Source organism: Nonomuraea sp. B10E15, from assembly GCF_039871615.1.
In the GTDB taxonomy this organism is placed as follows: Bacteria; Actinomycetota; Actinomycetes; order Streptosporangiales; family Streptosporangiaceae; genus Nonomuraea.
This window is the reverse complement of sequence record NZ_JBDPMB010000016.1, coordinates 84,521-111,028: the sequence shown is the minus strand read 5'-3', so window position 1 is coordinate 111,028 and position 26,508 is coordinate 84,521. Positions and strand designations below refer to the sequence as shown.

The window sequence follows — 26,508 nt, the reverse complement described above, 5'->3', positions numbered from 1 at the left end:
AAAACCGGGACGCCGCCCGGACCGGTCGGCGCCGGGCCGGGCCTGACCGAGAGGGCGCGCGGACCGTACGTCGGGCGGCGAGGACCGCCGGCGGACGAGCCCCGGCAACCCGTGGCGGATCATGTCAACGGTGCTGGTCAAGAGCGGCGATCGTCATGCTTGACGACCTTTCCATGATGCGTTTACCGTCTGCGAGGAGCGGCTGTGGCCTGGCTAAGAGGGTCCAGGCCTGCTGTTGGGGGGGAGGGCTCCCGATGGAAGTGCTCACAGAAGGCGTTGAGCTGAGCCATGCGGATCTGGCGTTACTGGCGGAACTCGCCAGAGGAGTCACGGTCGATCGGGTGGGCAGGCGACTGGACATCAGCGGCCGCACCGTACGCCGGAGGTTGCGCGGCATCTGCGACCGCATCGGCGTCGCCACCGCGATCGAGGCCGTGGCGTGGGCGGCACGCCGCCAGCTGATCTAGCGGCACCCGCGCACTGGTGCCCACTCATTGGGCCCGCTCACTGGGCTCGCTCACTGGGCCTTCACGTGCAGAACCTCAGTCGGCGATGCGCACCGCGCCCGCGAACGGCCGCCGTTCGATCGACGCGATCCGCACCACATCACCCGTCCGAGGGGCGTGCACCATCATGCCGCCGCCCAGATAGATGCCCACGTGGTGCAGGTCGCTGTAGAAGAACACCAGGTCGCCTGGACGCATCTCGTCGCGTGAGATGTGCCGCCCGGCCGTCCACTGGTTGCCTGTGTAGTGCGGCAGCGAGATGCCCACCCGCTGGTAGGCCGCCATCACCAGGCCGGAGCAGTCGTAGGAGCCAGGACCCTCTGCTCCCCAGACGTACGGCTTGAGCTGCTGCGTGAGCGCCCACCGTGCCGCCTGCGCGGCCTTTCCGCTGCCCGCGATCGGCAGGTTGACGCGGGTGGCGCGGGTGCCGGGACGACCGGCCTCGCCCAGCGCCCGCCTGAACAGGTTGCTCTCGACCTTGGCGACCAGCTTGCTGATCTTGCCGCGCTTGGCGTCGAGGTCCTTGACGATCTTCTCGACCTCGCTGATGCGCGACTTGGCGCTCGCCCTGGCGCGCTCGGCGGCCTTCCTGGCCTTGGTGAGCTGGTTGAGCTCCTCGCCCTGCCGCTGCTCGATCGCGAACGTGGTCGCGGCGCGGTCGAGGAAGTTGCCGGGGTCCTCGGATGAGGTGAACGCCAGCGCACGGCTCAGACCGCCCGTGATGTAGGCGTTCTGGGCGAGCAGGACGGCCTTGGCACGCTTGGCCGCCAGGTCTGTCTCGCTGGCCGTCAGCGTCTTCTGCGCGGCCTCGGCGGCCTTCTTGGCCGTCTTCAGCTTCTCCCGCTGCCCGTTGTACTGCTCGGTCAGCGTCTCGATCTCGACGTGCATCTTCTCGACCCGCGTGGCGAGGTCTTTGAGCGAGGGCTTGGGGTCGGCGGACGCCGGGACGGTGGGAACCGAGAACAGCAGCGCGGCGACTGTGAAACTCGCCACACCGAGGCGGTGACGCGACAGGGCGCGTTCCGGGGGGCGGGCGTGCTTGCCCGCCGACTTCCTCCCACGGTTGAGCGTGCGCTTCACCAACCAGGCTCCTCTCATAGACGCCTACCGGGTTAGCTGACGGGTTCGGGCCGGAGCAGCCCTACCGAAAAACTCGGATTCACCCCGTGGTGGCGGTCGCCACCGGCGGGTCCCCGGCTTCCCTGAGGGAATTGAGCGTGCTTCCCCCCGCGCGCGACACGCGGGGATCATCGTCGCTGGACACTAATGCACTCCGGGTTCCTGCTCAACCAGAACTGCCAACTCCGTAGAGGTTTCGCAACCGAAGGGTCACGAGGTGGTCTCGGTGCCAGTCGGGCAGGAGTGACCGTATGTGGCGCTTACTCCCGAACGATCGCCCGGCGCGACGCCGTGCTCGCTCGGCCACGAGATGTAACAGGATGGGCGGAGAGATGTGAGTTAGGTCCGAGCCGTAATGACATCTGTACTCTGGAGAGCCATGGAGCAGGTGGCCGAACTGACTGTGCCCGAGACCGCGGTGGTGGTCCGGCGTGCGCGCACGCCTGACGTGCGGGGGGTCAGGCGCCTGGTCGACACCTATGCGGGCGCGGGCTCGCGGCTCCTGAAGAAGGCCACGGTGACGCTGTACGAAGACGTGCAGGAGTTCTGGGTGGCCGAGCGTGGCGGGCAGATCGTCGGCTGTGGCGCGCTCCACGTGCTCTGGGAGGACCTCGCAGAGGTCCGCACGGTGGCCGTCGATCCCGAATGCCGCGGCGCGGGCGTCGGTCACCGGATCGTCTCAGCGCTCATCCAGCAGGCCAAAGATCTTGGTCTGCAACGTGTATTCTGTCTTACTTTTGAGGTCGACTTCTTCGCGAGGCATGGTTTTCGCCGCATCCAGGGCACGCCGGTCTCCCCCGAGGTCTACGCCGAGCTGCTGGCCTCGTATGACGAGGGTGTAGCGGAGTTCCTCGACCTGGAACACGTCAAGCCGAACACCCTGGGCAACACCCGCATGCTGCTCCATCTGTCGTCGGGTGACGCGGACCTTGACCACATGGAAAGGTGATTGTTGATACCTATGTCGATACGTTGGGCAGCACAGGCATGTGTCCTGACACGTGCCACGCGCGCACTCGAAGCGAGGTGACACGGTGAGCACCGGACAGCCGCCGTACCCACAAGACGAATCCGGCGAGAACGCTGCGCCTCCCCACTACGGCCAGCAGGCTCCGGGCCGCCACCCCGGCGAGCCCGACCCCGACGTCACTGTGGTCGGCTACCGGGCGGACGACGCCTACGGGCAACAGCCCCCCTATGGTCAGCAGCAGGGCTATGGCCAGCAACCCCAGTACGGTCAGCAGCAGGGCTACGGCCAGCAGCAGTACGGCCAGCAGCAGGGCTACGGTCAGCAACCTCAGTACGGCCAGCAGCCCCAGTCCCAGCCCGACTACGGCCAGCAGCAGTACGGCCAGCAGCAGGGCTACGGCCAGCAACCCCAGCAGGGCCAGCAGTACGACCAGCAGTACGGTCAGCAGCCGCAGTCCCAGCCCGGCTACGGCCAGCAGCAGGGTTACGGGCAGCAGCAACAGCCCGGCTACGACCAGCAGTACGGCCAGCAGCAGGGCTACGGCCAGCAGCCGCAGTCCCAGCCCGGTTACGGCCAGCAGCAGGGTTACGGGCAGCAGCAACAGCCCGGCTACGACCAGCAGTACGGCCAGCAGCAGGGCTACGGCCAGCAGCCCCAGTCGGGTCAGCAGTACGACCAGCAGTACGGTCAGCAGGCCCAGTCGGGTCAGCAGTATGACCAGCAGTACGGTCAGCAGCCGCAGTCCCAGCCCGGCTACGGCCAGCAGCAGTACGGCCAGCAGGGCTACGGGCAGCCGCAGCAGTCCCAGCCCGGTTACGCCCAGCCCGGTTACGGCCAGCAGTACGGCGACCAGCAGTACGGCCAGCAGGGCTACGGCCAGCCGCAGCAGGCCGGCTACGGCCAGGCTCCCTACGGCCAGCCGGGTTACGGCCCGGTCGGCGTGCAGCCGCCGGGGGCTCCCGCCCCGCTGGCGGAGTGGTGGCAGCGTCTGGTGGCGCGACTCGTCGACGGCGTCCTGTTCGGCGTCGTGATGTTCGTTGTGTCGCTCCTGCTCACGACGCTGTTCCTGGTCAGCTACGACTCGACCAGCGGCGCCACGTCGGGGATGTTCAGCTCGTTCGCGCTCAACATCGTGCTGGCCATCGTCCTCACCGCCGTCTACGTCGGCTACGACTTCCTCATGCACAAGATGAAGGGTCAGACGGTCGGCAAGATGATCATGGGGATCAAGGTCGTGCCGGTGGGTCAGATGATGCCCCCCGGCGGCCTGCCCGGCGACGCCGCCATCAAGCGGGCCGGCGTGACCTGGGGTGCCTACATCCTCTACTTCCTGCCGTTCGGCACCATGCTGGCGGGCCTCGTCTGCGCCCTGAACGGCGCTTCGATGCTCTGGGACAAGCCGCTGCAGCAGACGTTCGCGGACAAGTTCGCGAACACCGTGGTGGTCAAGATCAAGTAATCGGCAGAACCGCGAAACAGGGGCCGGCTTCCCGTCGGCCTCTGTTTTGTATGTGAGGGTAGGTGCGGAATGTAGGGCTCTCCGCCGTCGATGTCGCGAGGTGAGGGTTATGGCCGGGACGTCGCCGTGGGCGGACGCGGTGCCCGCGGAATGGTGGGAACGGCTGGCTGCCCGGCTCATTGAAGCGCTCGTCTTCGGCGTCGCCTATTACATTCTGTTCATTGCGCTATGGGCTGTCTTCCGGACTGTCGGCATGATGGAGGTGTTCGACGGCCGGCTGCCCGGAGTGCTCGCGTGGGCGGTCGCGGGGCTGGGTTATACGGGCTACGACTGGTGGGCGCATTGGCGGCACGGGCGCACGTTCGGCCAGGCGATCATGCGGATCCGCCTGGCGCCGCGGGATGTTCCGGCCCGTGCTCTGCTCAAACGCTCCCTGGTCTATCCGGGACCTGTCATGCTCATGGGCATTCCGGTGGCCAATCTGGTGGCCGGAATGCTGCTGTTCGGTGTCGGTATGCTCATCCTGATCGACAAGCCGCTTGAGCGCGGGCCGCATGACAGACTGGCCGGAACGCGCGTGGTTAAAGATCTTCGCTGAGCCATCCGCACCTGCACGGATGTCTTTTCGCAAAATTTTCCCATGATCCGGTAAGGAGCCTGGAGAGACTGGCATTAGGCTATGGGGCGTCCGGGTTGCCGGATGTTGGTGTCCCTGCGACACGTAGGGCATCTGTGTGCCGCTATGGTCGGGTGCGGGCGGTTGTCGCCTTGCGCACCATGAGGGGCCCGCAGCGCTCCCTGGAGGCGCTCCGCGCCCTTAAAGCGCCCCGAAACCCCGTCAGCCGTGGAGGCGAGGACGAATGGAAGCCCTTACAGACGTATTGTCAGCGCTCATCCCCCCGGTGGTGGTGGGCGGCGCCTTCATCTTTGGCGTCGTGAAGTTGGTCCGGTCGGAGGCCCTTGGCGACCGGCGAAACCGTGAGGATCAGGCCGAGGGCCAGAACTGATCGGCTAGTCAGCCGAATCCCCGTAGCGCTGAATTGTCTCCACGCCTTTCCGGGTATATGTTTGGGCTGGCGAATGAAACAATGCTCCGCGAAAGGATTGCGTAGATGGCCAAGCAGATCCAGGAGATTCTCATCGATGACCTCGATGGGGGCGAGGCCAATGAGACGGTCAGCTTCGCTATTGACGGCTCCTCCTATGAGATTGACCTCAGCGACCTTAACGCGAAGAAGCTGAGGGACGCGCTCACGCCTTTCGTGCAGCACGCGCGCAGGGCCGGTGCCGTCACCACGCGTCGGCGTGGCCGCGGCGGCAACCGCGCGATGAGTCGCGAGAAGAGCTCGGAGATCCGGCAGTGGGCCAAGGCCCACGGCCTGCCCGTCAGCGAGCGAGGCCGCATCGCCTCCACCGTCGTCGAGAAGTACGAGCAGGCTCACTAGGAGAGCCCGCTGCTCGACCATGCGCTTATGCCGTTCGCCTAGGACCCCGGCGACCGCCATAAGCGCATGATCGTGTCCGGGCCGTTTCGAATGGCGGGACGGCCCGGATGATGATCGGCCGACGCGTCCATATGCGGGCGTTTTGGTCGCGGGTTCGGTCCGGCTCCCGGCCCCGTTTCCGCGATGAGACGCCCGCATATGAGATGGCGCCGCGCCCGGCGTGTCCGAATGCGCCGCGTGGCCATACCTCATTGAACGTACGCTTCTCGCCGCGAGGCGCCCGGATTGCCCGCGGGGCCCCGTCATTCGCCCACCGTCACGGACAAGCGTCGCGCTCATGGAACGCGCCATGACGGAAATCCGGGCGCCTAAAGGCCGGCGGCGATCTTCACGCGCTGTAGCCTTAACCGCGATCTCGACTCGCGCTCGGCGCCGGAAACCCCGTATGGCACGGAGGTGTGGGCATCCGCGCAAAACGCCGCCGGGCACGTTGCGTGGCCGCCGGCCATATGCCGCTTCCTGGAGATGTACGGAGTGCTCATGCACGGCGGGATAACCCGTGACATGAGCGCGCCTCGCACAATCCGCTTCCGCGAGCATGTGCGCACAATGCCGGGCCATCACGAAGTGTGGTGGGCGCGCGGAATGCCGCCGGTCCGCGACGGGGAGGATGAGCGCGAATGGCATGCGCGCCGCGGTGCAGTGTCTCATGATGCGAGATGAGATCGGTAACCGAGCTGACCGGATGGCGTATTACTCTGTGTGCGGCGCGGGCGCGTGCCCCGTTGTGCTCAGGGCGTAGCGCGGGCGGTTGGCCAAGGATTGCGTCGGGACATAGGATGATTGCGTAACAGATACGTGCGCGGCATCTGAGATGCGCAGGTGAAGTGGCGCCCCGGTCGGCTTCGCCCCTGACGTTCGATGGCCGATCGTGGTGATCCGGATACGGTGCGGCGGCAAATTCCAGCCGCTTCCGCGAGGCGTCCCAAACATCGTTCGCTTGCGGCGTATCGGGAACACGTCACCCCCGAACGGTAGTTGGATGGAGGGTGAACGCCCTGCTCCCGGGGAACGTGTCTGCTATAGAGCGCGTCAGCGGCAGTGGGCACGGTTCGCCGAGCCAGGGCTAGCATGCGGGATGACGGGACCGGATTTACCGGCCTGACTGACCGCTCTGTGAGGAGCGACGAGATGTTCGAGAGGTTCACCGACCGAGCGAGGCGTGTTGTCGTCCTGGCCCAAGAAGAGGCCAGGATGCTCAACCACAACTACATCGGCACTGAGCACATTCTTCTTGGTTTGATCCATGAAGGTGAGGGCGTAGCCGCCAAGGCTCTGGAGAGCCTCGGCATCAGCCTTGAGGGTGTGCGCCAGCAGGTCGAGGAGATCATCGGCCAGGGCCAGTCGGCTCCGTCGGGGCACATTCCGTTCACCCCGCGGGCCAAGAAGGTCCTCGAGCTGTCGCTCCGTGAGGCTTTGCAACTGGGTCACAACTACATCGGCACCGAGCACATCCTGCTCGGGCTCATCCGCGAGGGTGAGGGTGTGGCCGCCCAGGTGCTGGTCAAGCTTGGAGCTGATCTCAACCGTGTCAGGCAGCAGGTCATCCAGTTGCTCCACGGCTACCAGGGCAAGGAGCCGGCTGCCGCGGGTGGCCCGCAGGAGTCGGCCCCGTCGACGTCCCTGGTGCTCGACCAGTTCGGCCGCAACCTGACCCAGGCGGCCCGCGAGGGCAAGCTGGATCCGGTCATCGGCCGCGAGAAGGAGATCGAGCGGGTCATGCAGGTCCTCTCCAGGAGGACCAAGAACAACCCCGTTCTCATCGGCGAGCCCGGCGTCGGCAAGACCGCCGTCGTCGAAGGCCTGTCGCAGAAGATCGTCAGGGGCGAGGTGCCCGAGACGCTGAAGGACAAGCAGCTCTACACGCTTGACCTCGGCGCCCTGGTCGCCGGCTCCCGCTACCGCGGTGACTTCGAAGAGCGCCTGAAGAAGGTGCTCAAGGAGATCCGCACCCGCGGCGACATCATCCTGTTCATCGACGAGCTGCACACGCTCGTGGGTGCGGGCGCCGCCGAGGGCGCGATCGACGCCGCCAGCATCCTCAAGCCGATGCTGGCCCGCGGCGAGCTGCAGACGATCGGCGCGACGACGCTCGACGAATACCGCAAATACCTCGAGAAGGATGCAGCGCTGGAGCGCCGGTTCCAGCCGATCCAGGTGGCCGAGCCCTCGCTCAGCCACACGATCGAGATCCTGAAGGGTCTGCGCGACCGCTACGAGGCGCACCACCGCGTGTCCATCACCGACGACGCGCTGGTGGCCGCCGCGCAGCTGGCCGACCGCTACATCAGCGACCGCTACCTTCCCGACAAGGCGATCGACCTCATCGACGAGGCCGGCTCCAGGATGCGCATCCGCAGGATGACCGCGCCGCCGGACCTCCGCGAATACGACGAGAAGATCGCCAACGTCCGTCGCGACAAGGAGTCCGCGATCGACGCGCAGGACTTCGAGAAGGCCGCTGCCCTCCGCGACCAGGAGAAGCAGCTCCAGCTCAAGCGCGAGCGGCGGGAGAAGGAGTGGAAGGCCGGCGACATGGATGTCGTGGCCGAGGTCACCCAGGAGCTCATCGCCGAGGTCCTGGCGACCGCCACCGGCATCCCGGTCTTCAAGCTGACCGAGGAGGAGTCCCAGCGCCTGCTCCGCATGGAGGACGAGCTCCACAAGCGGATCATCGGCCAGGACGACGCCATCAAGGGCCTGTCGCGCTCCATCCGGCGCACCCGCGCCGGCCTGAAGGACCCGCGGCGCCCCGGCGGCTCGTTCATCTTCGCCGGCCCCTCGGGCGTCGGTAAGACCGAGCTGTCCAAGGCTCTGGCGGAGTTCCTCTTCGGCGACGAAGACGCTCTCATCAGCCTGGACATGTCCGAGTTCATGGAGAAGCACACCGTCTCCAGGCTCTTCGGCTCGCCTCCCGGCTACGTCGGCTACGAAGAGGGCGGCCAGCTCACCGAGAAGGTGCGGCGCAAGCCGTTCTCCGTGGTCCTCTTCGACGAGATCGAAAAGGCCCACCCCGACATCTTCAACTCGCTGCTGCAGATCCTGGAAGACGGTCGTCTGACCGACGCCCAGGGCCGCGTGGTCGACTTCAAGAACACGGTCATCATCATGACCACCAACCTCGGCACCCGTGACATCTCCAAGGGCATCGGGGTCGGGTTCGCGAAGTCCAACGACGCCGACTCCAACTACGACCGGATGAAGTCCAAGGTCCAGGAAGAGCTCAAGCAGCACTTCCGGCCCGAGTTCCTCAACCGCGTCGACGACATCGTGGTCTTCCACCAGCTGACGCCCAACGAGATCATCAAGATCGTGGATCTGATGCTCAACCAGGTCGACGCCAGGCTGAAGGACCGCGACATGGGGCTCGACGTCTCGCCCGAGGCCAAGCAGCTGCTGGCCGACCGCGGCTACGACCCGGTCATGGGCGCCCGTCCGCTGCGGCGTACGATCCAGCGCGAGCTGGAGGACTCCCTGTCGGAGAAGATCCTTTACGGCGAGCTCCGCCCGGGGCAGGTCGTCAAGGTGACCATCGAAGGCGAGGGCGACGACGCCAAGTTCGTCTTCAAGGGCGAGTCCGCCGCCAAGGTGCCCGACTCGGCCGCCGCGATCGCAGCGCCGATCCAGCGCTGACGTCCGGTTCTCCGAAAGCCCCCGCGTGGAGCGTCATCCACGCGGGGGCTTTCGCGTGCGCGCTCGCCCTCGGCGCTGAGGCGCTGCCTGAGGGCCTGCCGGGGTGGTCCCGGCCATTGCCTCCGTGGTCCGCGAGGTCGCCGCTCAGCGGCATGATGAACCGTCCGGGGTGGCCTGGCCTGCCCTGCGAATGGTCTCGAGATCGTCAATCCGGCCCGGCGTGACAGACCGCGGATCTAGCATGACGTACCCCCGTGAGGCTCCGTGAGCTCGGCCGGATGCGGCCGTTGCCCCGATCGTTCATGTGTTCGGGTGTTTCGCCACGCGAAGTAGTACTACACTGTGTAGAGCTTCGCCTTGATGGTGACTGCTCCCCCGGGAGTAGGACGAAGTCAACTCAGGGCGGACGCGCTCGCCACCCGTCGGCAGGCATGCTCACAGGGTTCGCACGTCCAAGGCGGGCGACGGAAGACACAACGCAAGCCTGGAGGAAACCGATGCGCCTGCGTCACGATGACGGAACGCTCGTTCACCTCGCCTACAACGCAGGCGTCCACCCCGCTGAGGATCTGGAGAACCTGATCGCCCATCTGACCCGTTACGCCGTGCCCGTGCGCAAGCGGCTGGGGGTCGAGCGGATGGGCATCGGGTTGTGGTTGTCGCCGGCCGTCGCCGACCACCTCACGGCCGACCGCATCGAGCTCGTACGCCTGCGCCGCTCCCTGGAGGAGCGCGGCCTGGAGGTCGTGAGCCTCAACGGCACCGGCGGCCGCAACCAGGAGGTGCCCGGGCCCGACTGGGCCAAACCCGAGCGTTACCGCTACACGATGGCGCTGGCCAAGATCCTGGCGTTCCTGCTCCCCGACGACGTACGGTTCGGCAGCATCTCGACGATACCGATCGGGTGGCGCCGCGACTGGCCCGCCGACCTGCACTCCATCGCCACCCGCCGGCTCGAACGGCTGGCGCGCGAGCTCCGCGGCATCTACAGCGTGACCGGCAAGACGATCAGGGTCGGGTTCGAGCCGTGGCCCGGGTGCGTGCTGGAGACGACCGAGCAGGCGCTGGCGCGGGTGTGCGGCATCGACTCCGAACACCTGGGCGTGTGCCTGGACGCCTGCCACCTGGCCGGCGGGGCCGAGGAGGCAGGCGTGGCGCTCAAGGGGCTGGCCGAGGCCGGTGCGCCTGTGGTCAAGCTGGGGCACGTGCACAGCCACACGGGGGAGACGCCGAGCAGCACGGGTGCCGTGCTGCACGACACGCTGACGGCGATGTTGTCGGGGGCGGTCAGCGGGAGCGCGCACATCGAGGTGGAGACGCACAACCTGATGGTGCCTGGGCGGGCCAAGGGGCCTGGGGCGCTGGTGTCGCTGCTCGCCGACGAGCTGGCCTGGGCCCGTACGAACCTCACCAGCCTGGGCCTGCAACTGGCCGCCTAGGGAGCTGCGAGCGCCCGGGCCGTCGCGGTCCGGGCGTGCTCGTATCGTCTGGCGGGGCGGTCGGTCAGAGTGAGCCGAACCAGCCGGGGGTGTCCAGGCGCCAGAGGCCGTCCGGGGTGACCTTCCGCAGGTCGGCTTCGAGGGCGTGCAGCCGGTCCTCGCCGAGTTCGTGCGCCCAGCGGGCGCGCAGGTCGTCGAAGATGCGGGCCGAGCGGTTCAGCGCGTCCATCCCGTACGGCGTGAGCCGGGTGATCTTGCGCCGGGTGTCGTGGGAATCCGTGGTGCGTTCGACGTAGCCGAGGCGTTCGAGGGTGTCGATGGTCTTGCCCGCGGCCTGTTTGGAGACGCCGAGCATGCGGCCCAGCTCGACGGCGGTGGTGCCGCGCGGGCCGACCGCCTGCATGACGAACCCGTGCATGGGCCGCAGGTCCGGGTGACCTTGGCGGGCCAGCTCGGTGTGCAGCTCGTCGATCAGCATCCTGAAGGCGAGCAGCAGGCGGAGCGGTAGTTCGAAGCCGGGGGCGTCGCTTGACATGATAGACAACCTGATTGACTATATGGACAACGTAGTTGCCTATATTAGGAGCTTCAGGACGTGACTGTCATTCGTGACGCCGAAGCGCGGCGGTCGGAGACCCCTGGCGGGGTCATGACGACGTTCGCCTCGCCGACGCAGGGAGGGGCCTCGCGAGCCCTGTGGCGGGTGGACGCCGAACCCGGCGCGCGCGGGCCCGTGCATGACTTCGACCGCGAGCAGGTGTGGAGCTGGACCGCCGGAGCGGCCGTCGTCGAACTGGGCGGTGACCGGTTCGAGGTCGCGGCGGGCGACACCGTCGTCATCCCCGCGCACACGGTGAGACGCGTGCTCGCCGACCCCGGCAGCGGCTACACCGCCGTCGTGACGGCCCCGGCCGGAGCCAGGGCACTTGCCGAGAACGGCGCCGACTACGGCGTCCCGCCGTGGATCGTCTGAGGAGGGTGGTTCCCATGGCCCTGGTCCTGTCCGCTGAATCCCGCAGGATCGAGACGCCCAACGGCGTCATGACCACACTCGCCTCGCCCTCCCAGGGAGGGGCCGAGCAGGCCGTGTGGCGGGTGGACGCCCGGCCCGGCATGGTGGGGCCGGTGCACGCGTTCGACGCCGAACTGGTGTGGACGTGGCTCGACGGCGCGGCCGTCGTCCAGCTCGGAGACGAGCGGTTCGAGGTCGGCGTGGGGGACACCATGGTGCTGCCCGCCGACGTGAGCAGGCAGATGTTCGCCGACGCCGAGCGCGGATTCGTCTCGATCGTCGCCGCTCCTTCCTGCGCCCACGTCTACAACCCCGACGGCATGTCGGCGCCGGACGCCTGCGACCTGGCCCCCAAGGGCACGGAGCGCACCGTCCCACCCTGGGTCCGGTAACAGCGACTCCCGGCGGCGCTACGTCCAGCGACCGCGCCGCGCCCGTCCGATCCGCCGCCACCACACGGCCGGTGTGCCGTCGCATGGTCCGCGGTGCCGTCAGCGCCGCCGCCGTCCGGTACGAGGGTGTGCCGGGCGGGGCGGTCAGGAGTGGGGGAGGCGGTAGGTGCCGTCGTCGAGGGGTTCGGCGAGGCCGTCGGCGACCAGGCCGTCCAGGGCACGTTCGCGCTGCACCGCGTCGTCCCACACGGCGTCGAGGGCCGCCTTGGGCACCGGCCCGTGGGCGGACCTGAGCACGTCGAGGAGGCGGCCGCGGCACTGGCGGTCGGTGCCCGCGTACGTCTGGCCCTTACGGGCGGGGCCTGCGTGCGGCGGCTTGCCGGCCAGCCGCCAGGCGCACAGGTGGGTGATCGGGCAGTCGGCGCAGCGTGGGGCGCGGGCCGTGCAGACCAGCGCGCCGAGCTCCATCACCGCCACGCCCCAGCGGGGCGCGTCCAGCTCGGGCAGGAGTGCCTCCGCAAGGCGCCGCTCCGCCGCGGAGGTGGCCGTGGGCGGGTATTCCTCGGCGCGCACCGCACGCGCGAACACCCTGCGCACGTTGGTGTCGAGGACGGCGTGGCGGCCGCCGTACGCGAAGCTGGCGACCGCGGCGGCGGTGTATTCGCCGATGCCGGGCAGGGACAGCAGGGTCGCGTGGTCGGACGGCACCTCGCCGCCGTGTTCCTCGGAGACGGCTCTGGCGCACTCGTGGAGCCGCAGCGCCCTGCGCGGATAGCCGAGCCGGCCCCAATGGCGTACGGCTTCGCCGGGCAGCTCGGCGGCCAGTGCCTTCGGCGTGGGCCAGCGGGCCATCCACTCGCGCCAGACGGGCAGGACGCGGGCGACCGGGGTCTGCTGGAGCATGATCTCGCTGACGAGCACGCCCCACGGCGTCGCGTCGACCGCGCGCCAGGGGAGGTCTCGGGCGTTGTCGGCGTACCAGTCGAGAACGGGGGCGTGCAGGAGGTTCGGCTCAACCACGCGGTCAAGCGTATGCCGAGTTCGCAGCCTTCGGCGTGTCGTCACTCTTCGTGGCTGGACAATTACCATGCTGAGCGTTGTGGCTCCTCTGCTCCCTGAAGGGAGAGGCCGCTTGCGCGGCCTGGCGAAGGGCCCTCACACACCGCTCGAGCGCGCGGCCCGCTCGCCGGTGGGGCGCAACGGGGAAGTGAGCGACCGACCTGCGCACACCCGTCTCCGGACTCTCACGACCAGCAAGGCAACGACCACAGGAACCGACCAGATCGGAAGGGAGGGAGCGCGGGGTCCTCCACCTGGTGAAGCAGGTGGGGAGCACCGCGCGAACCCGATGGACCCGGATTCGATGCGCGGCGACGGCGGTGACGTCTACTGGCGGCGTCGGATGAGCGTGCTGGTGGCGGTTCTCGTCGTGGTGGCCGTGGTGGCGTGGGCGTGCTCGAGCGGTGGCAGCGGACCGGGACACAAGTCCAGCGCGCAGTCGTCACCGAGCCCCACGCCCAGCGTGGATCCGCTGCTCGCCGGGCTGCGTACGCTGGCGCTGGGCACGGCCAGCCCGTCGCCGACCCCGACGGCCACGCCCACGCCGACCCCCACCGCCGGGGAGAGGAGGCCCGGCCAGCCCTGCGTCGAGGAAGATCTGGTGCTGAGCCTCCAGAGCGGCAAGGAGCAGATCTACGCGGGCGACGCCCGGCCCACGTTCCTGGTCACGCTGGTCAACACCGGGCCCGTGATGTGCACGGCCGACGTGGGGCCGCGGGCCATGGAGATCCGCATCACCTCGGGGGCGGACCGGATCTGGTCGAACGCCGACTGCGTCAACGGGCAGGGCACGGACGTCGAGCAGCTGCAGCGGGGGGTGCCTTACGTGCGGTCGCTGGAGTGGGACCGCCGCCGCTCCAACGCCGACTGCCCGGCCACACCGGCGGCCGCGCTGCCGGGCACGTACGTGGCCACCGTGCGCATGGGCGGGCTCCGCAGCGGCAAGGGGGTCTTCCACCTCCGCTAGGAGCATGCGTCGCCGGGCCTTTCCGGCCCGCGCCCGCCTGGCCTGCCGTCAGACGTAGCGTTCGAGGATGGAGGACTCGGCGAGGCGGGACAGGCCCTCGCGTACGCTGCGCGCCCTCGACTCCCCGACACCGCCCACCGCCTGCAGGTCGTCGATGCTGGCGGCGAGGAGCTTCTGCAACCCGCCGAAGTGGTTGACCAGGCGGTCGACCACGGTGGCCGGCAGGCGGGGCACCTTGGCGAGCAGGCGGAAACCTCTGGGGCTCACCGGGGTTTCGAGCATGTCGGTGCCGTTGTGGCCGAGCACCTGGGCGACCACCGCGAGGTCGAGCAGTTCGTTGCCCGACAGCTTGTCGAGGTCGTGGAGGGCCTCGATCAGGCGGCGCTGGCGGCGGCCGGCGGGTGCCGGGAGATAGTCGCGGATGACCAGCTCCCGCTCGGAGTCGACACCGGCCACGAGCTCGTCGAGCTGCAGGGACAGCAGCCGGCCGTCGGTGCCCAGCTCGACGACGTAGCCCTTGATCTCGTCGGAGATGCGCCGGACCATCTCGAGCCGCTGGGCGACGGCGGCGACGTCGCGGACCGTGACCAGATCTTCGATCTCCAGGGCCGACAGGGTGCCGGAGACCTCGTCGAGGCGGTGTTTGTAACGTTCGAGGGTGGCCAGGGCCTGGTTGGCCTTGGACAGGATGGCCGCCGACTCCTCCAGGACGTAGCGGATGCCGTCGAGGTAGAGGGCGATGATGCGCATCGACTTGCTGATGGCGATGATGGGCAGGCCGGTCTGCCGGGCGACGCGCTGGGCGGTGCGGTGGCGGGTGCCGGACTCGTCGGTGGGGATGGCGGGGTCGGGCACGAGGTGGACCGCGGCACGCACGATCTTGTGGTCGCTCACGACGATGGCGCCGTCCATCTTGGCCAGCTCGCGCAGCCTGGTGGCCGAGAAGTCGACGTCGAGCTCGAACCCGCCGCTGCAGACCTCCTCGACGACCCGGTTGTAGCCGAGCACGATCAGCCCGCCGGTCTGCCCGCGCAGGATCCGCTCCAGGCCGTCGCGCAGCGGAGTGCCTGGGGCCACAGCTGCCAGGGCTTCGCGACGACGGTCGTCAAGACTCCTATCCACCTGACCCCCGTGTCGATCGGTCACGCCCAGCTTAGCCGCGCTATGTGACGTGTGTGAGTGCGTCCCAGACGTTCTCCGCCTGGACGACCTCGAAACCGGGTGCGAACGCCACCGGCCCCACGGGCACCAGAGCACGCTGCCCGTTACGCCGGCGGCCGCCCTCTTCGAGGGAGCCGGCGGGCACGAGGGCGCGCTTGAAGCCCATCCTGGCGGCCTCGGACAGCCGCCTGCGGACGTCCTTGACCGGACGCAGCTCGCCCGCGAGGCCCACCTCGCCGAGCGCCACCAGACCGGCGGGCAGCGGCTTGTCTCCCGCGGCGCTGGCGACGGCCAGCATGACCGACAGGTCGATGGCGGGATCGGCCAGCTTGATGCCGCCCACGGTGGCGGTGAACACGTCGCACCCGCCCAGCCGGGCGTTGAGCCGGCGCTCCAGCACGGCGAGGATCATCTGCACGCGGTAGGTGTCGAGCCCCGACGACGTGCGCCTGGGCTGCTGGGCGTCGGTGCGGGCGACCAGGGCCTGGACCTCGGCGGGGAGCGGGCGGGTGCCCTCGACCGTGACGGTGACGCAGGTGCCGGGCACCGGCTCGCTGCGCCTGGAGACGAATAGGCCGCTCGGGTCGGTGATGCCCTCGATGCCCCGCTCGTGCAGGTCGAAGCAGCCGACCTCGTCGGTGGGACCGAACCGGTTTTTGATCGCGCGAACCATGCGGAGCCTGGAGTGTCGGTCGCCCTCGAAGCTGAGCACGACGTCGACCAGGTGCTCCAGCGTGCGCGGGCCGGCGATCGAGCCCTCCTTGGTGACGTGGCCGACGAGCACCGTGGCCATGTTGCGCTCCTTTGCCAGGCGCACGAGGTTGGCCGCCACCTCGCGGACCTGCGTGACCCCGCCGGGCACGCCCGTGGCCTGCGCGGAGCCGACGGTCTGCACGGAGTCGACCACCAGCATGGTGGGCTGGACCTTCTCCACGTGGGCGACCAGGGCCGACAGCTCCGTCTCCGCCGCGAGGTAGAGGCGGTCCTGGATGGCGCCGATGCGGTCGGCACGCAGGCGCACCTGGGCGGCCGACTCCTCGCCCGTCACGTAGAGGACCGTCTCGCGCTCGGCGATGCGGGCCGCGGCCTCCAGCAAGAGCGTGGACTTGCCGATGCCCGGCTCGCCGGCCAGCAGCACGACCGCGCCCGGCACCAGGCCGCCGCCGAGCACCCGGTCGAGCTCGGCGACGCCGGTCGTGCGGGCCGCCGCCACCTCCGCCTTCACCTGGCCGATCGGCAGGGCGGGCGCGGTGGTGGCGCCGGCCTGGACGACGCTGACGCCGCGGGCGCCCTCTTCGTCGACCGTGCCCCACGCCTGGCACTCGCCGCACCGGCCGACCCACTTCGTGGTGCGCCAGCCGCACTCGGCACAGCGATATCCGGGTTTTGAGGCAGTCTTGGCCATGCGGAGCAGGCTAGCGGCAGGGGCCGACAATCTTCGAGCCCAGGCGGCGTCGTCCTGCCACGCGCCCACCATGAAGAGGTCAGGACGCCGGACGGTTCACGCCAGGCCGAGCTCCGCGACCAGCATGCGCTTCGGCTTGGCGCCCACGATCTGCTTGACCGGCTCGCCGTTCTCGAACAACAGCATCGTCGGCACCGCCATCACGCCGTAACGGGCCATGATCTCGGGGTGCGCGTCGGTGTCGAGCTTGCCGATCGTCAGCCCGTGTTCGGCCTCGATCTGCTCCAGTACGGGGCCCACCATCCGGCACGGCCCGCACCATTCGGCCCAGAACTCCACCAGGACCGGCTTGTCGTTCTTGAGCACCTGCTCCTCGTAGTTGTCGGTGGTCAATGTGATCATGTTCAACCCTTCACGAAGCAACCCGGACATGACTGCGCGAGCTGGGCGGCCACCTCGGCGCGGCGGGCGAGCAGGGCGCGGATCTCCTCGTCGATCTCCTTGAGCTTGCGCTCGTAGACCTCGACCGACTCGGCGCACGAGCCGCCCGAGGTGTGCCCCTGACGCAGGCAGTCGAGGAACGGCCGGGTGTCCTCCAGCGTGAAGCCCACGCTGAGCAGCGCCCTGATCTCGGCGACCAGCCTGACGTCCTCCTCGCCGTAGTCGCGGTAGCCGTTGGCCGCGCGACGGGCGCTGAGCAGGCCGTGCTGCTCGTAGTAGCGGAGCGAGCGCGGGCTCACCCCTGTGCGTTCCGCCAGCTCTCCGATGCGCATACGACCACGGTAAACATTGACACTGACGTCAAGGTCAAGCCCTGGAGGCGCAGGTCCGGCTCACCGGGGAGTCACCTGGCGGGGCACAGGACGGCTTCGGCGGCCTTCTTGATCAGCGGGTCGATCGCGGGATCGCTGTGGTCGGCGCTCAACGTGTTCGACAGGACGAGCTGCACGCGGCTGTCGCGCGAGCTGTAGGTCATGGCTCTGAAGCCGAACGAGCCGCCCGTCATGACACCGTATCCGTCCTCGCGCTCGCAGACGGGCGGCTCGGGAGCCGGCTGGTCGGGGTCGCGGGGCGGCCGGCCGGCGTTCATCGCCTCTTTCAGTTCTTTCGACAGAAGCTTCTCGCCCGCACGCGCCCGGGCGAAGGAGCTCAGGTCGTCCGTGGTGGAGATGACGCCGCCGGCGGCCCAGAGGTAACTCGAGTTGAGACGGTCGACGTCGACCAGCTTGCCCCGCTTGCCGGGGTGGTAGCCATGCCCGTGCGGGCCTTTGACGCGCCCGGGAAACGTGACCGGCAAGTAGGTGCGATCCATGCCGGCGGGGTCGAATATGCGCCGCTCGAGTTCGGCGGCCAGGCTGCGATCCGTGAGCTCCTCGACGATGAGTCCGAGGAGGAAGTAGTTGGTGTTGGAGTAGGAGTAGCTCTGACCCGGCTCTCCGGTGCGGGGCATCGTCCGGGTCAACGCGATGATCTCGAGCGGAGAGTAGTTCGTGGTGAAGTCGAAGGGGTCGAGCACCTCCGGATCGAAATAGTTGGGGATGCCGGAGGTGTGATGGATCATCTGCCCCACGGTGATCTCGTCGGCCCGGTCCACCAGGTCCTTTTCGACCACGACGGGCAGCAGGTCGCTGAGCTTGTCGTCCAGGGCCAGCTTGCCCTCTCCGACCAGTTGCATGATGACAATCTGGATCATGGGCTTGGTCTGGGATCCGGCCCGGAAGCGGGCATCGGCAGGAATCCTGCCGCCTTTGCCGCCGAGCAGGCGGGTGCCGGCCGTTCCCGAGCCGACCTTCTCGCCGTCGACGTAGAGTGCTCCGATCGTGCCCAGAACCTCGGGGCTTCTGGCCAGTTCCGAGAGGGCCTTCTGCACGTCACCCAGCTCGGGCTTGGCCGCGTCGGCCGCGGTGGCGTGTGCCGGCGTGCCGAGGGCCAGCATCACGCATGCCAGGCCGGCCAGGCCGGCCTTTCTCGCACGATTCATGGGGAAGTCCTCTCTACATTGACGTGCTGAGCCAGGGCCTACGCCGATCATGAGTACGCCTTGACCGGTTTCCTGGTTGTTTCCACCCGGATCGGACCGGCTCGCCAGCTCGTCGTCCCGCTCGCGAGGTCGGGGCAGGGAGAACCCGGTCGGTTCTAGAAGTGGCGCCAGCGCAGCACGTTCGGATAGGGGATCTCCAGGCCGGGGGTCTCGGCGATGGCCTGCTCGGCCACGCCGGGCGCGAACTCGATGCGCAGCACCGCCTCCAGGTCCGCCCGACGCTCGAAGGCCATCCTGAGGTCGAGCGGCCGCCGTTGCCAGCCGTGCCGGACCCAGAACGCCTCGACGTCGCGGGGCGAGTAGGTGGGTACGGTGTGCGAGAACCAGCGGCCGAACGACCCCCGCGTCGCGTCGAGGTCGAGCACGAAGGCCGCACCGCCGCGGCGTACCACCCTGGACAGCTCGCGCAGCCCAGGCTCGCAGCCGGGACCGAAGAAGTACGCCCAGCGCGCCATCGCCACGTCCACGCTCGCGTCGGGCAGCGGCAGGTCCTGGGCCGCGGCGGCGTGCACGGTCACGTTGGGGAGGCCGGCGCAGCGGCGGCGGGCCAGCGCGGCCAGGTCTCCGTGCGGCTCGACGCCGATGACGCCGGACGCCGACGCGGCCAGGACCGGCAGGTGGTAGCCGGTGCCGCAACCGATGTCGAGCACGGTCGCGCCGTCCCAGGGGCGCAGCTCGCGCATCGCCGCGTCGGCCGCGCCCTCGGGGTCGACCGCGCGGTTCTCCAGCTCGTAGACCTGCGGCGCGTTCCAGATGTTCGGGCTCGGGATCGCGCCTTTCGCTATCCGTGGCATGGTCCAACGCTAGGCGCACGCGCAACCTGCGACGCGTGCCGCCGGACGCGGCCCCCCGGTGGGGCCTTCGAACCGCCGGACCCGCCCGCCACGAAGGGGTTCGCGACCCGCTGGTCCGGCTCGCCGGAGAGGGCTTCGCGACCGCTGGACGCGGCTCGACACGGGCTCGTCCCGTCGGTGCGCGCGCCAGATCGGCGTGACCGGCTTAGGCTGGCAACGTGGCTGATGTCATCCGCGTGCCCAATGCGAAGATCGCATTGTCCACTGCTTCGGTATATCCGGAACGCACTCCAGACGCGTTCGAGCTGGCCGCGCGCCTGGGTTACGACGGCGTAGAGGTCATGGTCGGCGCCGATCCCGTGAGCCAGGACATCGACGTGATCGAGCGGCTCTCCGAGCACTACGAGGTGCCCGTCCTCGCCATCCACGCCCCCTGCCTGCTGGTCACGCAGCGGGTGTGGGGGCGCGACCCCTGGGCCAAGCTGGTCAAGGCACAGAAGGCGGCCGAACGCCTGGGCGCCTCGACGGTGGTGGTCCATCCGCCGTTCCGATGGCAGCGCGAATACGCGCGCGACTTCGAGAACGGCCTGGCCAGGATGCGCGAGGAGACCGACGTCACCTTCGCGGTGGAGAACATGTTCCCGTTGCGCGCCAGGGGCAACGACGTGGTCCCCTACTCTCCCGACTGGAACCCGATCGACTACGCCTTCCCTCAGGTCACGCTCGACCTGTCGCACACGGCCGTGTCGGGTTCCGACGCCATGGAGATGGCCGTCAAGCTCGGCGACCGGCTCGCCCACCTGCACCTGGCCGACGGCGTCGGGATGACCAACAAGGACGAGCACCTGGTGCCGGGCAGGGGCAACCAGCCGTGCGCGCAGGTCCTCGAGCGCCTGGCGGGCAACGGCTACTCGGGGCTGGTCGTGCTCGAGATCAACACGCGCAAGGCGGCCAGCCGCACCGAGCGCATCGACGATCTCGCGGAGGCGCTGGCCTTCGCCCGGCTGCACCTGGCGGCTTCCACGTGAACACCGGGCCGATCAAATCCCTGGGCAGGGTGTTCGACCGGGTGGCCGACGCGTACGACGCGGGCAGGCCGTGCTATCCCGACGAGCTCTACCGCGCGCTCACCGAGGTGTCCGGCGTCGAGCTCGACGGCGCCACCACGGTCGACGTGGGCGCGGGCACCGGCATCATGACGCGTGCGCTCAGGGCGCGCGGCGCGCAGGTCATCGCGGTCGACCCGGGCGCCGCGATGCTGGCCAGGCTGCTGTCGCGGACGAGCGGCGAGGAGGGCGCTCCCGTCACGGCCCTGCTGGCCGACGGCAACCGCCTGCCGCTGGCCGACGGCGTGGCCGACCTGGTCACGTTCGCCCAGTCGTGGCACTGGCTCGACCCGGTGGCGTCGATCGCCGAGGCGAGGCGGGTGCTGCGGCCCGGGGGCACGATCGCGGGCTGCTGGAACTTCGCCCACGCCGCGCAGGCCGAGTGGCTGGCCGCGTACGAAGCCCGGCTGGCGGAGGAGGTGCCCGCCTATTGGGGGCCGGCGGTCGAGCGGTGGTCGGCACCGCCCATCGCCTCGGCCTTCGAGGTGATCGAGGAGCGGTGGATCCCGTGGACGAGGCTGGTCGGCGTGGAGGATTTCCTGCTCGGCCTGCGCTCCCACTCTTACATGGCGGCGCTGTCGCCGCGGCGGGCCGACGAGCTGGTCGAAAGGCAGCGGGCCGAGTTGCGCGAGGTGTCCCCCGAGGGTGTGCTGTCGGTGCCGATGCGGGTCTACCTGGCGGTGGGCCGGTGACGCGAGGGAAGGCCTCGGAGGAGTCGACGGCCAGGCGCCGTCCCGGACGCAGGCCGGGCTCGGCCGACACGCGGGGCGAGATCCTGGCGGCGGCGCGGAAGGTGTTCGCGGAGAAGGGGTTCGACAAGGCGACCGTGCGCGGCATCGCCAGGGAGGCGAACGTCGACCCCGCTCTGGTGCACCACTATTTCGACACCAAGGAGGGCATGTTCGCGGCGGCCATGCAGTTGCCGATCACGCCGGAGGTGGTCGTCCCCCTGCTGCTCGCCGGCCCGCGCGAGGAGCTCGGCGAGCGGCTCGTCAGGATGCTCCTGGAGGTGACCGCCGAGCCGGAGACGCGCGAGCCGATGGTGGCGCTCATGCGCTCGGCCATGACCAACGAGCGTGCGGTCGTGATGTTCCGTGAGTTCATCTCGAACGCGCTGCTCTACCAGGTGGCCGACCGGCTGCGGGTGCCGCATCTGCGGATCGAGGCGGCGTTCGCCCAGATGTTCGGCGTGATCATGGGGCGCTACGTGATCGGGCTGGAGCCGCTGGCGAGCGCGAGCCATGACGAGCTCGTCGAGCTGCTCGCGCCGACGATCCAGAGGTACTTCACAGAATAGAGCATTGTTCTGTCAGTGGCGGTGACCATAGGGTATGTCGCGTACCCCGGCAAAGTTACCCGCGGGTAAGATCGCAGTGGAGGGTTGCGCAGCGGGTGACCGTACGCTGACAGCCAACGTCGTCTGTGGGAGGACCCCGTGCTCTGGGTAGCCATCATCGGGCTTGTCATGACCGTCCTGGCGGTGGCCGTCGCCGGCCGCCGGGTGCTGTTCCTGTACAAGCTCGCGACCGTGGGGCCGCCTGCGCCCGAGCGTGTCGAGTACGCCAGGACACACGTGGCCGACGAGGTCAAGGCGCAGCTCGTCGAGGTGTTCGGGCAGAAGAAACTGCTCAAGTGGACCGCGTCGGGCGTCGCGCACTTCTTCGTCATGTGGGCGTTCTTCATCCTGCTGACCGTCTACGTCGAGGCGTACGGCGCGATCATCCAGGGGGCGATCACCGGAACGCCCGACTTCCACATCCCGCTCATCGGCACCTGGGGCGTGCTCGGCTTCGTACAGGACTTCATCGCGGTGGCCTGCCTGCTCGGCCTGGTCGCCTTCGCGGTCATCAGGGTCAGGAACTCTCCCAAGGCACTCGGCCGCGACTCCCGCTTCTCCGGCTCCCACCTCGGCGGTGCGTGGCTCGTCCTGTTCATGATCTTCAACATCATCTGGACGCTCTTCCTGGCCCGCGGCGCGGCCGCCGCCAACGGAAACTTCCCCTACTCCTCGGGGGCGTTCGTCTCGCTCGCGCTCGGCGACGTGCTGCCGGCGAGCACCCTGCTCGAGGAGATCGCGCTGCTCCTGCACATCGGCTTCATGCTGGTGTTCCTGGTCATCGTGGTGAACTCCAAGCACCTGCACATCTTCACCGCGCCGCTCAACGTGCTCTTCTCCCGCCGCCCCGACGGCATGGGGGCGGCGGTCGAGATGCGCGTCGACGGCAAGCCGGTCGACTTCGAGGACGAGGACCTCGATCCCGAGCGGCTCGGCCGCGGCAAGATCGCCGACACCACGTGGAAGGGTTTCCTCGACTTCTACTCCTGTACGGAGTGCGGCCGCTGCCAGTCGCAGTGCCCGGCCTGGAACACCGACAAGCCGCTGTCGCCGAAGATGCTCATCCTCGACCAGCGCGACCACGCCTTCGCGGTGGCCCCCTACCTCATGGCGGCGGAGGCCGAGCAGCACAAGGACACCGACGTGCTCGCGCTGCTGGAAAAGCCGCTGGTGGGCGAGGAGGGCGTGATCCACCCCGACGTGCTCTGGTCGTGCACCAACTGCGGCGCCTGCGTCGAGCAGTGCCCCGTGGACATCGAGCACATCGACCACATCCTCGACATGCGCCGCTACCAGGTGATGGTGGAGTCGTCATTCCCGTCCGAGGCGGGGGTGATGGTGAAAAACCTGGAGAACAAGGGCAACCCGTGGGGCATGTCCGAGATGAAGCGGGCCGACTGGATCGAAGAGCTCGACTTCGAGGTCGAGGTGGTCGAGGACACGATGCCCGCCGACGCCGAATATCTGTTCTGGGTGGGCTGCGCGGGCGCGCTCGAAGACCGGGCCAAGAAGACCACCAGGGCCGTGGCGGAGCTGCTGCACATCGCGGGCGTGAAGTTCGCGGTGCTCGGTCCCATGGAGGCGTGCACCGGCGACCCCGCCCGGCGCCTCGGCATGGAATATCTGTTCAACATGCTCGCCCAGCAGAACATCGAGACGCTCAACGACGCGGGCGTGAAGAAGATCGTGGCGACCTGTCCCCACTGCTTCAACACCCTGGCCAACGAATATCCGCAACTGGGCGGCACGTACGAAGTCGTGCACCACACGCAGCTGCTGGCGAAGCTGGTGGACGAGGGCCTGCTCACCCCGGTCACGCCGATCGAGGAGAAGATCACCTATCACGATCCCTGCTTCCTCGGCCGCCACAACAAGGTCTATTCCCAGCCCCGCGACATCATGGCGAAGGTGCCGGGCGTCAAGACCCAGGAGATGCACCGCCACAAGGACCGCGGGTTCTGCTGCGGCGCGGGCGGGGCCCGCATGTGGATGGAGGAGCGCATCGGCAAGCGCATCAACACCGAGCGCGTCGACGAGGCTCTGACCACCGATCCCGACACCGTCTCGACGGCCTGCCCGTTCTGCATGGTGATGCTCGGCGACGCCATCAGCGAGAAGAAGAACAGTGGTGAAGCCAAGGAGTCGCTCGAAGTCGTGGACGTGGCACAGCTGTTGATCAAATCGGTCAAAGGCGCTTCCTGACCACCCCAAGTCGGACTCCTCCACAGGCCTTGTGGAGGAGTTCCGCACGTCAATAGGGGTGAGGACAGCAAATCCGGCATCCACATAACGGGAAAATCACGGTAACCTCAACGTCGCATGGCTCTATTCGACGGGGAGGGGGCTCGCGATGGGCGTCGTGGTGACGGACGCCGAAGTCACTCTGGCTGACGTTCTCTCCCTCCGGCTCGCCATCGACGAACCACTGGAAGACGGCACCGAGCTGGTGTTGAGGCACCGCACCACGGGGGTCGAACGCGACGTGCTGCTCGGCACGCCAGGCGCGCGGGCACGCGAGGCCACGCTCGCGGTCTCCCTCGCGCCGCTGGAGCTCAGCGCCGGACGCTGGGACGCCTATCTGCGCCGTGACGGCAAGCGGGTCAGGCTCCGCAGCGTCGATCCCGGCTTCTCGCTCGACCATCTCGACGCGTACGCGCTGTGCAGGCGTTCCCTCGCCTACCGTTCCTACCGCACCCGCAACGGCTACCTGGCGCTGAAGATCTCCGAAGCGGAGCCCGTGGCCGAGGTGCGGGCCATCTGGTTCAGGGAGGGCCGCTTCGAGGTGATGGGCCTGCTGGCCTACACCGGGCTGGAGGACGACGACTGCCGCCACGAGGCCACGCTGACCCTCGATCGCCGGCATACGAGCGCCCGGGTGTCGGCCACGGCCACCGTGCAGGGCGTGCGCTTCCACGCGGCCGTCTCGCTCGTCGACGTCCTGGCGGCCGACCACGACGACGGTGCGAGCCACGCGACCGGCACCTGGGAGCCGGCGCTCCAGGTGGAGGGCGTGGCCACACCGATGAAGCTGGGCGCGCGGCTCGACGACGTCGACGGCAAACGACGCCGGCTGCACTATCCGTCGGCCACGGTCGACGGCGTGCCGATCAGACCCTGCTACACCTCCGACGACGAGTTGCGCATCGAGGTGGGGGGATGAAGGTCAGCCTGGTCCTCACGTCCGCCTACGGCATGCGCGGCGACGTGCGCGCCACGCTCAGCCTCGCCACCGCCCTCGCCGAGCGCCACGACGTCGAGGTGATCAGTGTCAGGAGGCACAAGGAGAAACCGTTCTTCCCTGTCGGTCCCGGCGTCTCCATGCGCAGCGTGATCGACGCCAGGCCGGGGGTCAGGCACCTGCTGCCGCGCGGGCAGGTGCGCACCGAGGTGGCGCTCTGGCGGGCGCTGCGCAACCTCAAGACCGACGTCCTGATCACCACCAGGCCGGGGCTCAGCGTTCAGGCGGCCAGGCACGCGCCGCGCGAGATCCTCAAGATCGCCAGAGAGTGGGGCCGTCCGGCCGTGCCGGGTCCCGTCAAACGCTTCTACCCGCGCCTGAACGCCGTCGTGACGGCCACGGACTCCGCCCAGGAGGAATGGGCCAAGCTCCTGCCCGGCGGGCCTCCCGTGCACGCCCTGCTGGACGCGCTGCCCGCGGGGCCGTGGCCGCGCTCGCGGATGGACAACAGGATCGTCGCGGCCGGCGGGCGCCTGGTGGCGGTCAAGGCGTACGACCGCCTGATCAGGGCCTTCGCCGTCATCGTGGACAAGCGGCCCGACTGGGCGCTGCGGCTCTACGGCGGCGGCCCCGAGGAGCGGCGGCTGCGCTCGCTCGTCAGCGAGCTCGGCCTGCACAACCACGTCTACTTCATGGGCACGACGCCCGATCTGGCCGGCGAGTTCGCCAAGGCGTCGATCGTGGCCAGCGCCTCGCGGGGCGACGACCTCGGCATGACGGTGCTGGAGGCCATGGGCTGCGGGGTGCCCGTGGTGGCGCTCGAAGGGGCCAGGGGGGCGAAGGAGTTCGTCGCGACGGGCTACAACGGGGTGCTGGTGCCCGACGTCGAGGCCGACCCGCAGCCGTTCGCGGTGGCGCTGCTGGCGCTCATCGACGACGAGCGCAGGCGGCGCTCCCTCGCCGCGGGCGCGCTCGACACCGCGCTGCGCCATGCGGCCGACGAGGTCGCCGACCAGTGGGAGAAACTGATCGCCGGCCTCCGGTGAAGCCTTCTGTACGGGCCCGCCGATACGGGTTACGGGTACCGTAGAAGCATGCATGGGTACAGCGGAGACAAGCAGGCCTATCTGACGCGACTCAGGCGGATCGAGGGGCAGATCCGGGGCCTGCAGCGCATGGTGGACGACGATGCCTACTGCATCGACGTGCTCACGCAGGTCTCCGCGGCCACGCGGGCGCTGCAGGCGGTGGCGCTGGGGCTGCTGGAGGAGCACATCTCGCACTGCGTGGCCGACGCGATCAACAACGGCGGCCCCGAGGCCGAGGCGAAGGTGAAGGAGGCCTCGGCGGCGATCGCCCGCCTGGTCCGTTCGTAGGGGACGGACAGAGGCTAGTCCGTACGTAATGGGACATCGTCCGTACGTAG

The 26,508-nt window shown here is 68.9% G+C and carries 26 protein-coding genes and 1 riboswitch; of the genes, 17 read left to right on the top strand and 9 right to left on the bottom strand.

Features of this window, described 5'->3' with window-relative positions:
- Positions 1-254 precede the first annotated feature (254 nt).
- Complete coding sequence (locus ABGB14_RS34315; protein ID WP_347619962.1) at positions 255-467, top strand: LuxR C-terminal-related transcriptional regulator; 213 nt, start codon at positions 255-257, stop codon at positions 465-467.
- A gap of 75 nt (positions 468-542) precedes the next feature.
- Here ABGB14_RS34315 and ABGB14_RS34310 read toward each other — a convergent pair whose 3' ends face one another.
- Positions 543-1,586 carry a C40 family peptidase gene (locus ABGB14_RS34310; protein ID WP_347648001.1) on the bottom strand — a complete coding sequence of 348 codons (1,044 nt, stop codon included), beginning with the start codon at positions 1,584-1,586 and terminating at the stop codon, positions 543-545.
- 6 nt (positions 1,587-1,592) lie between these two features.
- A riboswitch (cyclic di-AMP (ydaO/yuaA leader) is annotated at positions 1,593-1,734 on the bottom strand.
- Positions 1,735-2,004: 270 nt separating this feature from the next.
- On the opposite strand from ABGB14_RS34310, the gene ABGB14_RS34305 reads away from it, so the two are divergent.
- The 6 genes from ABGB14_RS34305 (at position 2,005) to ABGB14_RS34280 (ending at position 10,631) form a co-directional block, all read left to right on the top strand.
- A complete protein-coding gene (locus ABGB14_RS34305) occupies positions 2,005-2,574 on the top strand; it encodes an amino-acid N-acetyltransferase (protein WP_347648000.1) in 570 nt (189 codons plus the stop codon).
- A gap of 85 nt (positions 2,575-2,659) precedes the next feature.
- A complete protein-coding gene (locus tag ABGB14_RS34300) occupies positions 2,660-4,054 on the top strand; it encodes an RDD family protein (RefSeq protein ID WP_347647999.1) in 1,395 nt (464 codons plus the stop codon).
- A gap of 109 nt (positions 4,055-4,163) precedes the next feature.
- Entirely contained in the window at positions 4,164-4,652 is a 489-nt protein-coding gene (locus tag ABGB14_RS34295; protein WP_347647998.1) for an RDD family protein, read from the top strand.
- A 514-nt stretch (positions 4,653-5,166) separates the two neighbouring features.
- The gene (locus tag ABGB14_RS34290) at positions 5,167-5,499 is read left to right on the top strand and encodes an Lsr2 family protein (protein WP_132332025.1); all 333 of its coding nucleotides are present in this window, start codon (positions 5,167-5,169) and stop codon (positions 5,497-5,499) included.
- 1,191 nt (positions 5,500-6,690) lie between these two features.
- Positions 6,691-9,192, top strand: coding sequence for an ATP-dependent Clp protease ATP-binding subunit (locus ABGB14_RS34285; RefSeq protein WP_347647997.1), 2,502 nt, complete (start codon positions 6,691-6,693; stop codon positions 9,190-9,192).
- Positions 9,193-9,689: 497 nt separating this feature from the next.
- A complete protein-coding gene (locus ABGB14_RS34280) occupies positions 9,690-10,631 on the top strand; it encodes a TIM barrel protein (RefSeq protein WP_347647996.1) in 942 nt (313 codons plus the stop codon).
- Between the two features lie 64 nt (positions 10,632-10,695).
- Here the strand turns inward: ABGB14_RS34280 and ABGB14_RS34275 are convergent, their stop codons facing one another.
- Positions 10,696-11,166: a MarR family winged helix-turn-helix transcriptional regulator gene (locus ABGB14_RS34275; RefSeq protein ID WP_347647995.1), complete on the bottom strand. Its 471-nt coding sequence runs from the start codon at positions 11,164-11,166 to the stop codon at positions 10,696-10,698.
- A gap of 60 nt (positions 11,167-11,226) precedes the next feature.
- Between ABGB14_RS34275 and ABGB14_RS34270 the strand changes: the two genes are divergently transcribed.
- On the top strand, positions 11,227-11,604 hold the full coding sequence (locus ABGB14_RS34270) for a cupin (RefSeq protein WP_347647994.1): 378 nt from the start codon (positions 11,227-11,229) through the stop codon (positions 11,602-11,604).
- A gap of 14 nt (positions 11,605-11,618) precedes the next feature.
- The gene (locus ABGB14_RS34265; protein WP_347647993.1) at positions 11,619-12,035 is read left to right on the top strand and encodes a cupin; all 417 of its coding nucleotides are present in this window, start codon (positions 11,619-11,621) and stop codon (positions 12,033-12,035) included.
- A 144-nt stretch (positions 12,036-12,179) separates the two neighbouring features.
- Here ABGB14_RS34265 and ABGB14_RS34260 read toward each other — a convergent pair whose 3' ends face one another.
- On the bottom strand, positions 12,180-13,055 hold the full coding sequence (locus tag ABGB14_RS34260; protein ID WP_347647992.1) for an A/G-specific adenine glycosylase: 876 nt from the start codon (positions 13,053-13,055) through the stop codon (positions 12,180-12,182).
- 343 nt (positions 13,056-13,398) lie between these two features.
- Between ABGB14_RS34260 and ABGB14_RS34255 the strand changes: the two genes are divergently transcribed.
- The gene (locus ABGB14_RS34255; RefSeq protein ID WP_347647991.1) at positions 13,399-14,061 is read left to right on the top strand and encodes a hypothetical protein; all 663 of its coding nucleotides are present in this window, start codon (positions 13,399-13,401) and stop codon (positions 14,059-14,061) included.
- Positions 14,062-14,109: 48 nt separating this feature from the next.
- On the opposite strand, the gene disA is transcribed toward ABGB14_RS34255, so the two are convergent.
- The 6 genes from disA to ABGB14_RS34225 all read right to left on the bottom strand — a co-directional run bounded on the left by disA (position 14,110) and on the right by ABGB14_RS34225 (position 19,462).
- Positions 14,110-15,183 carry a DNA integrity scanning diadenylate cyclase DisA gene (gene disA / locus ABGB14_RS34250; protein WP_347647990.1) on the bottom strand — a complete coding sequence of 358 codons (1,074 nt, stop codon included), beginning with the start codon at positions 15,181-15,183 and terminating at the stop codon, positions 14,110-14,112.
- A 40-nt stretch (positions 15,184-15,223) separates the two neighbouring features.
- A complete protein-coding gene (gene radA, locus ABGB14_RS34245) occupies positions 15,224-16,627 on the bottom strand; it encodes a DNA repair protein RadA (protein ID WP_347647989.1) in 1,404 nt (467 codons plus the stop codon).
- Positions 16,628-16,723: 96 nt separating this feature from the next.
- Positions 16,724-17,029 (bottom strand): thioredoxin, encoded by a 306-nt coding sequence (trxA, locus tag ABGB14_RS34240; RefSeq protein ID WP_347619948.1) that lies wholly within the window; start codon positions 17,027-17,029, stop codon positions 16,724-16,726.
- A gap of 2 nt (positions 17,030-17,031) precedes the next feature.
- Positions 17,032-17,400 carry a MerR family transcriptional regulator gene (locus tag ABGB14_RS34235; RefSeq protein ID WP_347647988.1) on the bottom strand — a complete coding sequence of 123 codons (369 nt, stop codon included), beginning with the start codon at positions 17,398-17,400 and terminating at the stop codon, positions 17,032-17,034.
- 71 nt (positions 17,401-17,471) lie between these two features.
- Positions 17,472-18,659: a serine hydrolase domain-containing protein gene (locus tag ABGB14_RS34230; RefSeq protein WP_347647987.1), complete on the bottom strand. Its 1,188-nt coding sequence runs from the start codon at positions 18,657-18,659 to the stop codon at positions 17,472-17,474.
- Between the two features lie 104 nt (positions 18,660-18,763).
- A complete protein-coding gene (locus ABGB14_RS34225) occupies positions 18,764-19,462 on the bottom strand; it encodes a class I SAM-dependent methyltransferase (RefSeq protein WP_347619945.1) in 699 nt (232 codons plus the stop codon).
- Between the two features lie 218 nt (positions 19,463-19,680).
- Here ABGB14_RS34225 and ABGB14_RS34220 point away from each other — a divergent pair, with 218 nt between their 5' ends.
- The 7 genes from ABGB14_RS34220 (at position 19,681) to ABGB14_RS34190 (ending at position 26,458) form a co-directional block, all read left to right on the top strand.
- Positions 19,681-20,490: a sugar phosphate isomerase/epimerase gene (locus ABGB14_RS34220; RefSeq protein ID WP_347647986.1), complete on the top strand. Its 810-nt coding sequence runs from the start codon at positions 19,681-19,683 to the stop codon at positions 20,488-20,490.
- Positions 20,487-21,260, top strand: coding sequence for a class I SAM-dependent methyltransferase (locus ABGB14_RS34215; RefSeq protein WP_347647985.1), 774 nt, complete (start codon positions 20,487-20,489; stop codon positions 21,258-21,260). The genes ABGB14_RS34220 and ABGB14_RS34215 overlap by 4 nt, the downstream gene beginning before the upstream one ends.
- Positions 21,257-21,865: a TetR family transcriptional regulator gene (locus ABGB14_RS34210; protein WP_347647984.1), complete on the top strand. Its 609-nt coding sequence runs from the start codon at positions 21,257-21,259 to the stop codon at positions 21,863-21,865. The genes ABGB14_RS34215 and ABGB14_RS34210 overlap by 4 nt, the downstream gene beginning before the upstream one ends.
- 138 nt (positions 21,866-22,003) lie before the next feature.
- Positions 22,004-24,106: a (Fe-S)-binding protein gene (locus tag ABGB14_RS34205; protein WP_347647983.1), complete on the top strand. Its 2,103-nt coding sequence runs from the start codon at positions 22,004-22,006 to the stop codon at positions 24,104-24,106.
- A gap of 148 nt (positions 24,107-24,254) precedes the next feature.
- Entirely contained in the window at positions 24,255-25,064 is an 810-nt protein-coding gene (locus ABGB14_RS34200) for a hypothetical protein (RefSeq protein WP_347647982.1), read from the top strand.
- Positions 25,061-26,128 (top strand): glycosyltransferase, encoded by a 1,068-nt coding sequence (locus ABGB14_RS34195; RefSeq protein ID WP_347647981.1) that lies wholly within the window; start codon positions 25,061-25,063, stop codon positions 26,126-26,128. Before ABGB14_RS34200 ends, ABGB14_RS34195 begins: the two co-directional genes overlap by 4 nt.
- A gap of 48 nt (positions 26,129-26,176) precedes the next feature.
- The gene (locus ABGB14_RS34190; protein WP_132334374.1) at positions 26,177-26,458 is read left to right on the top strand and encodes a metal-sensitive transcriptional regulator; all 282 of its coding nucleotides are present in this window, start codon (positions 26,177-26,179) and stop codon (positions 26,456-26,458) included.
- Positions 26,459-26,508 lie beyond the last annotated feature (50 nt).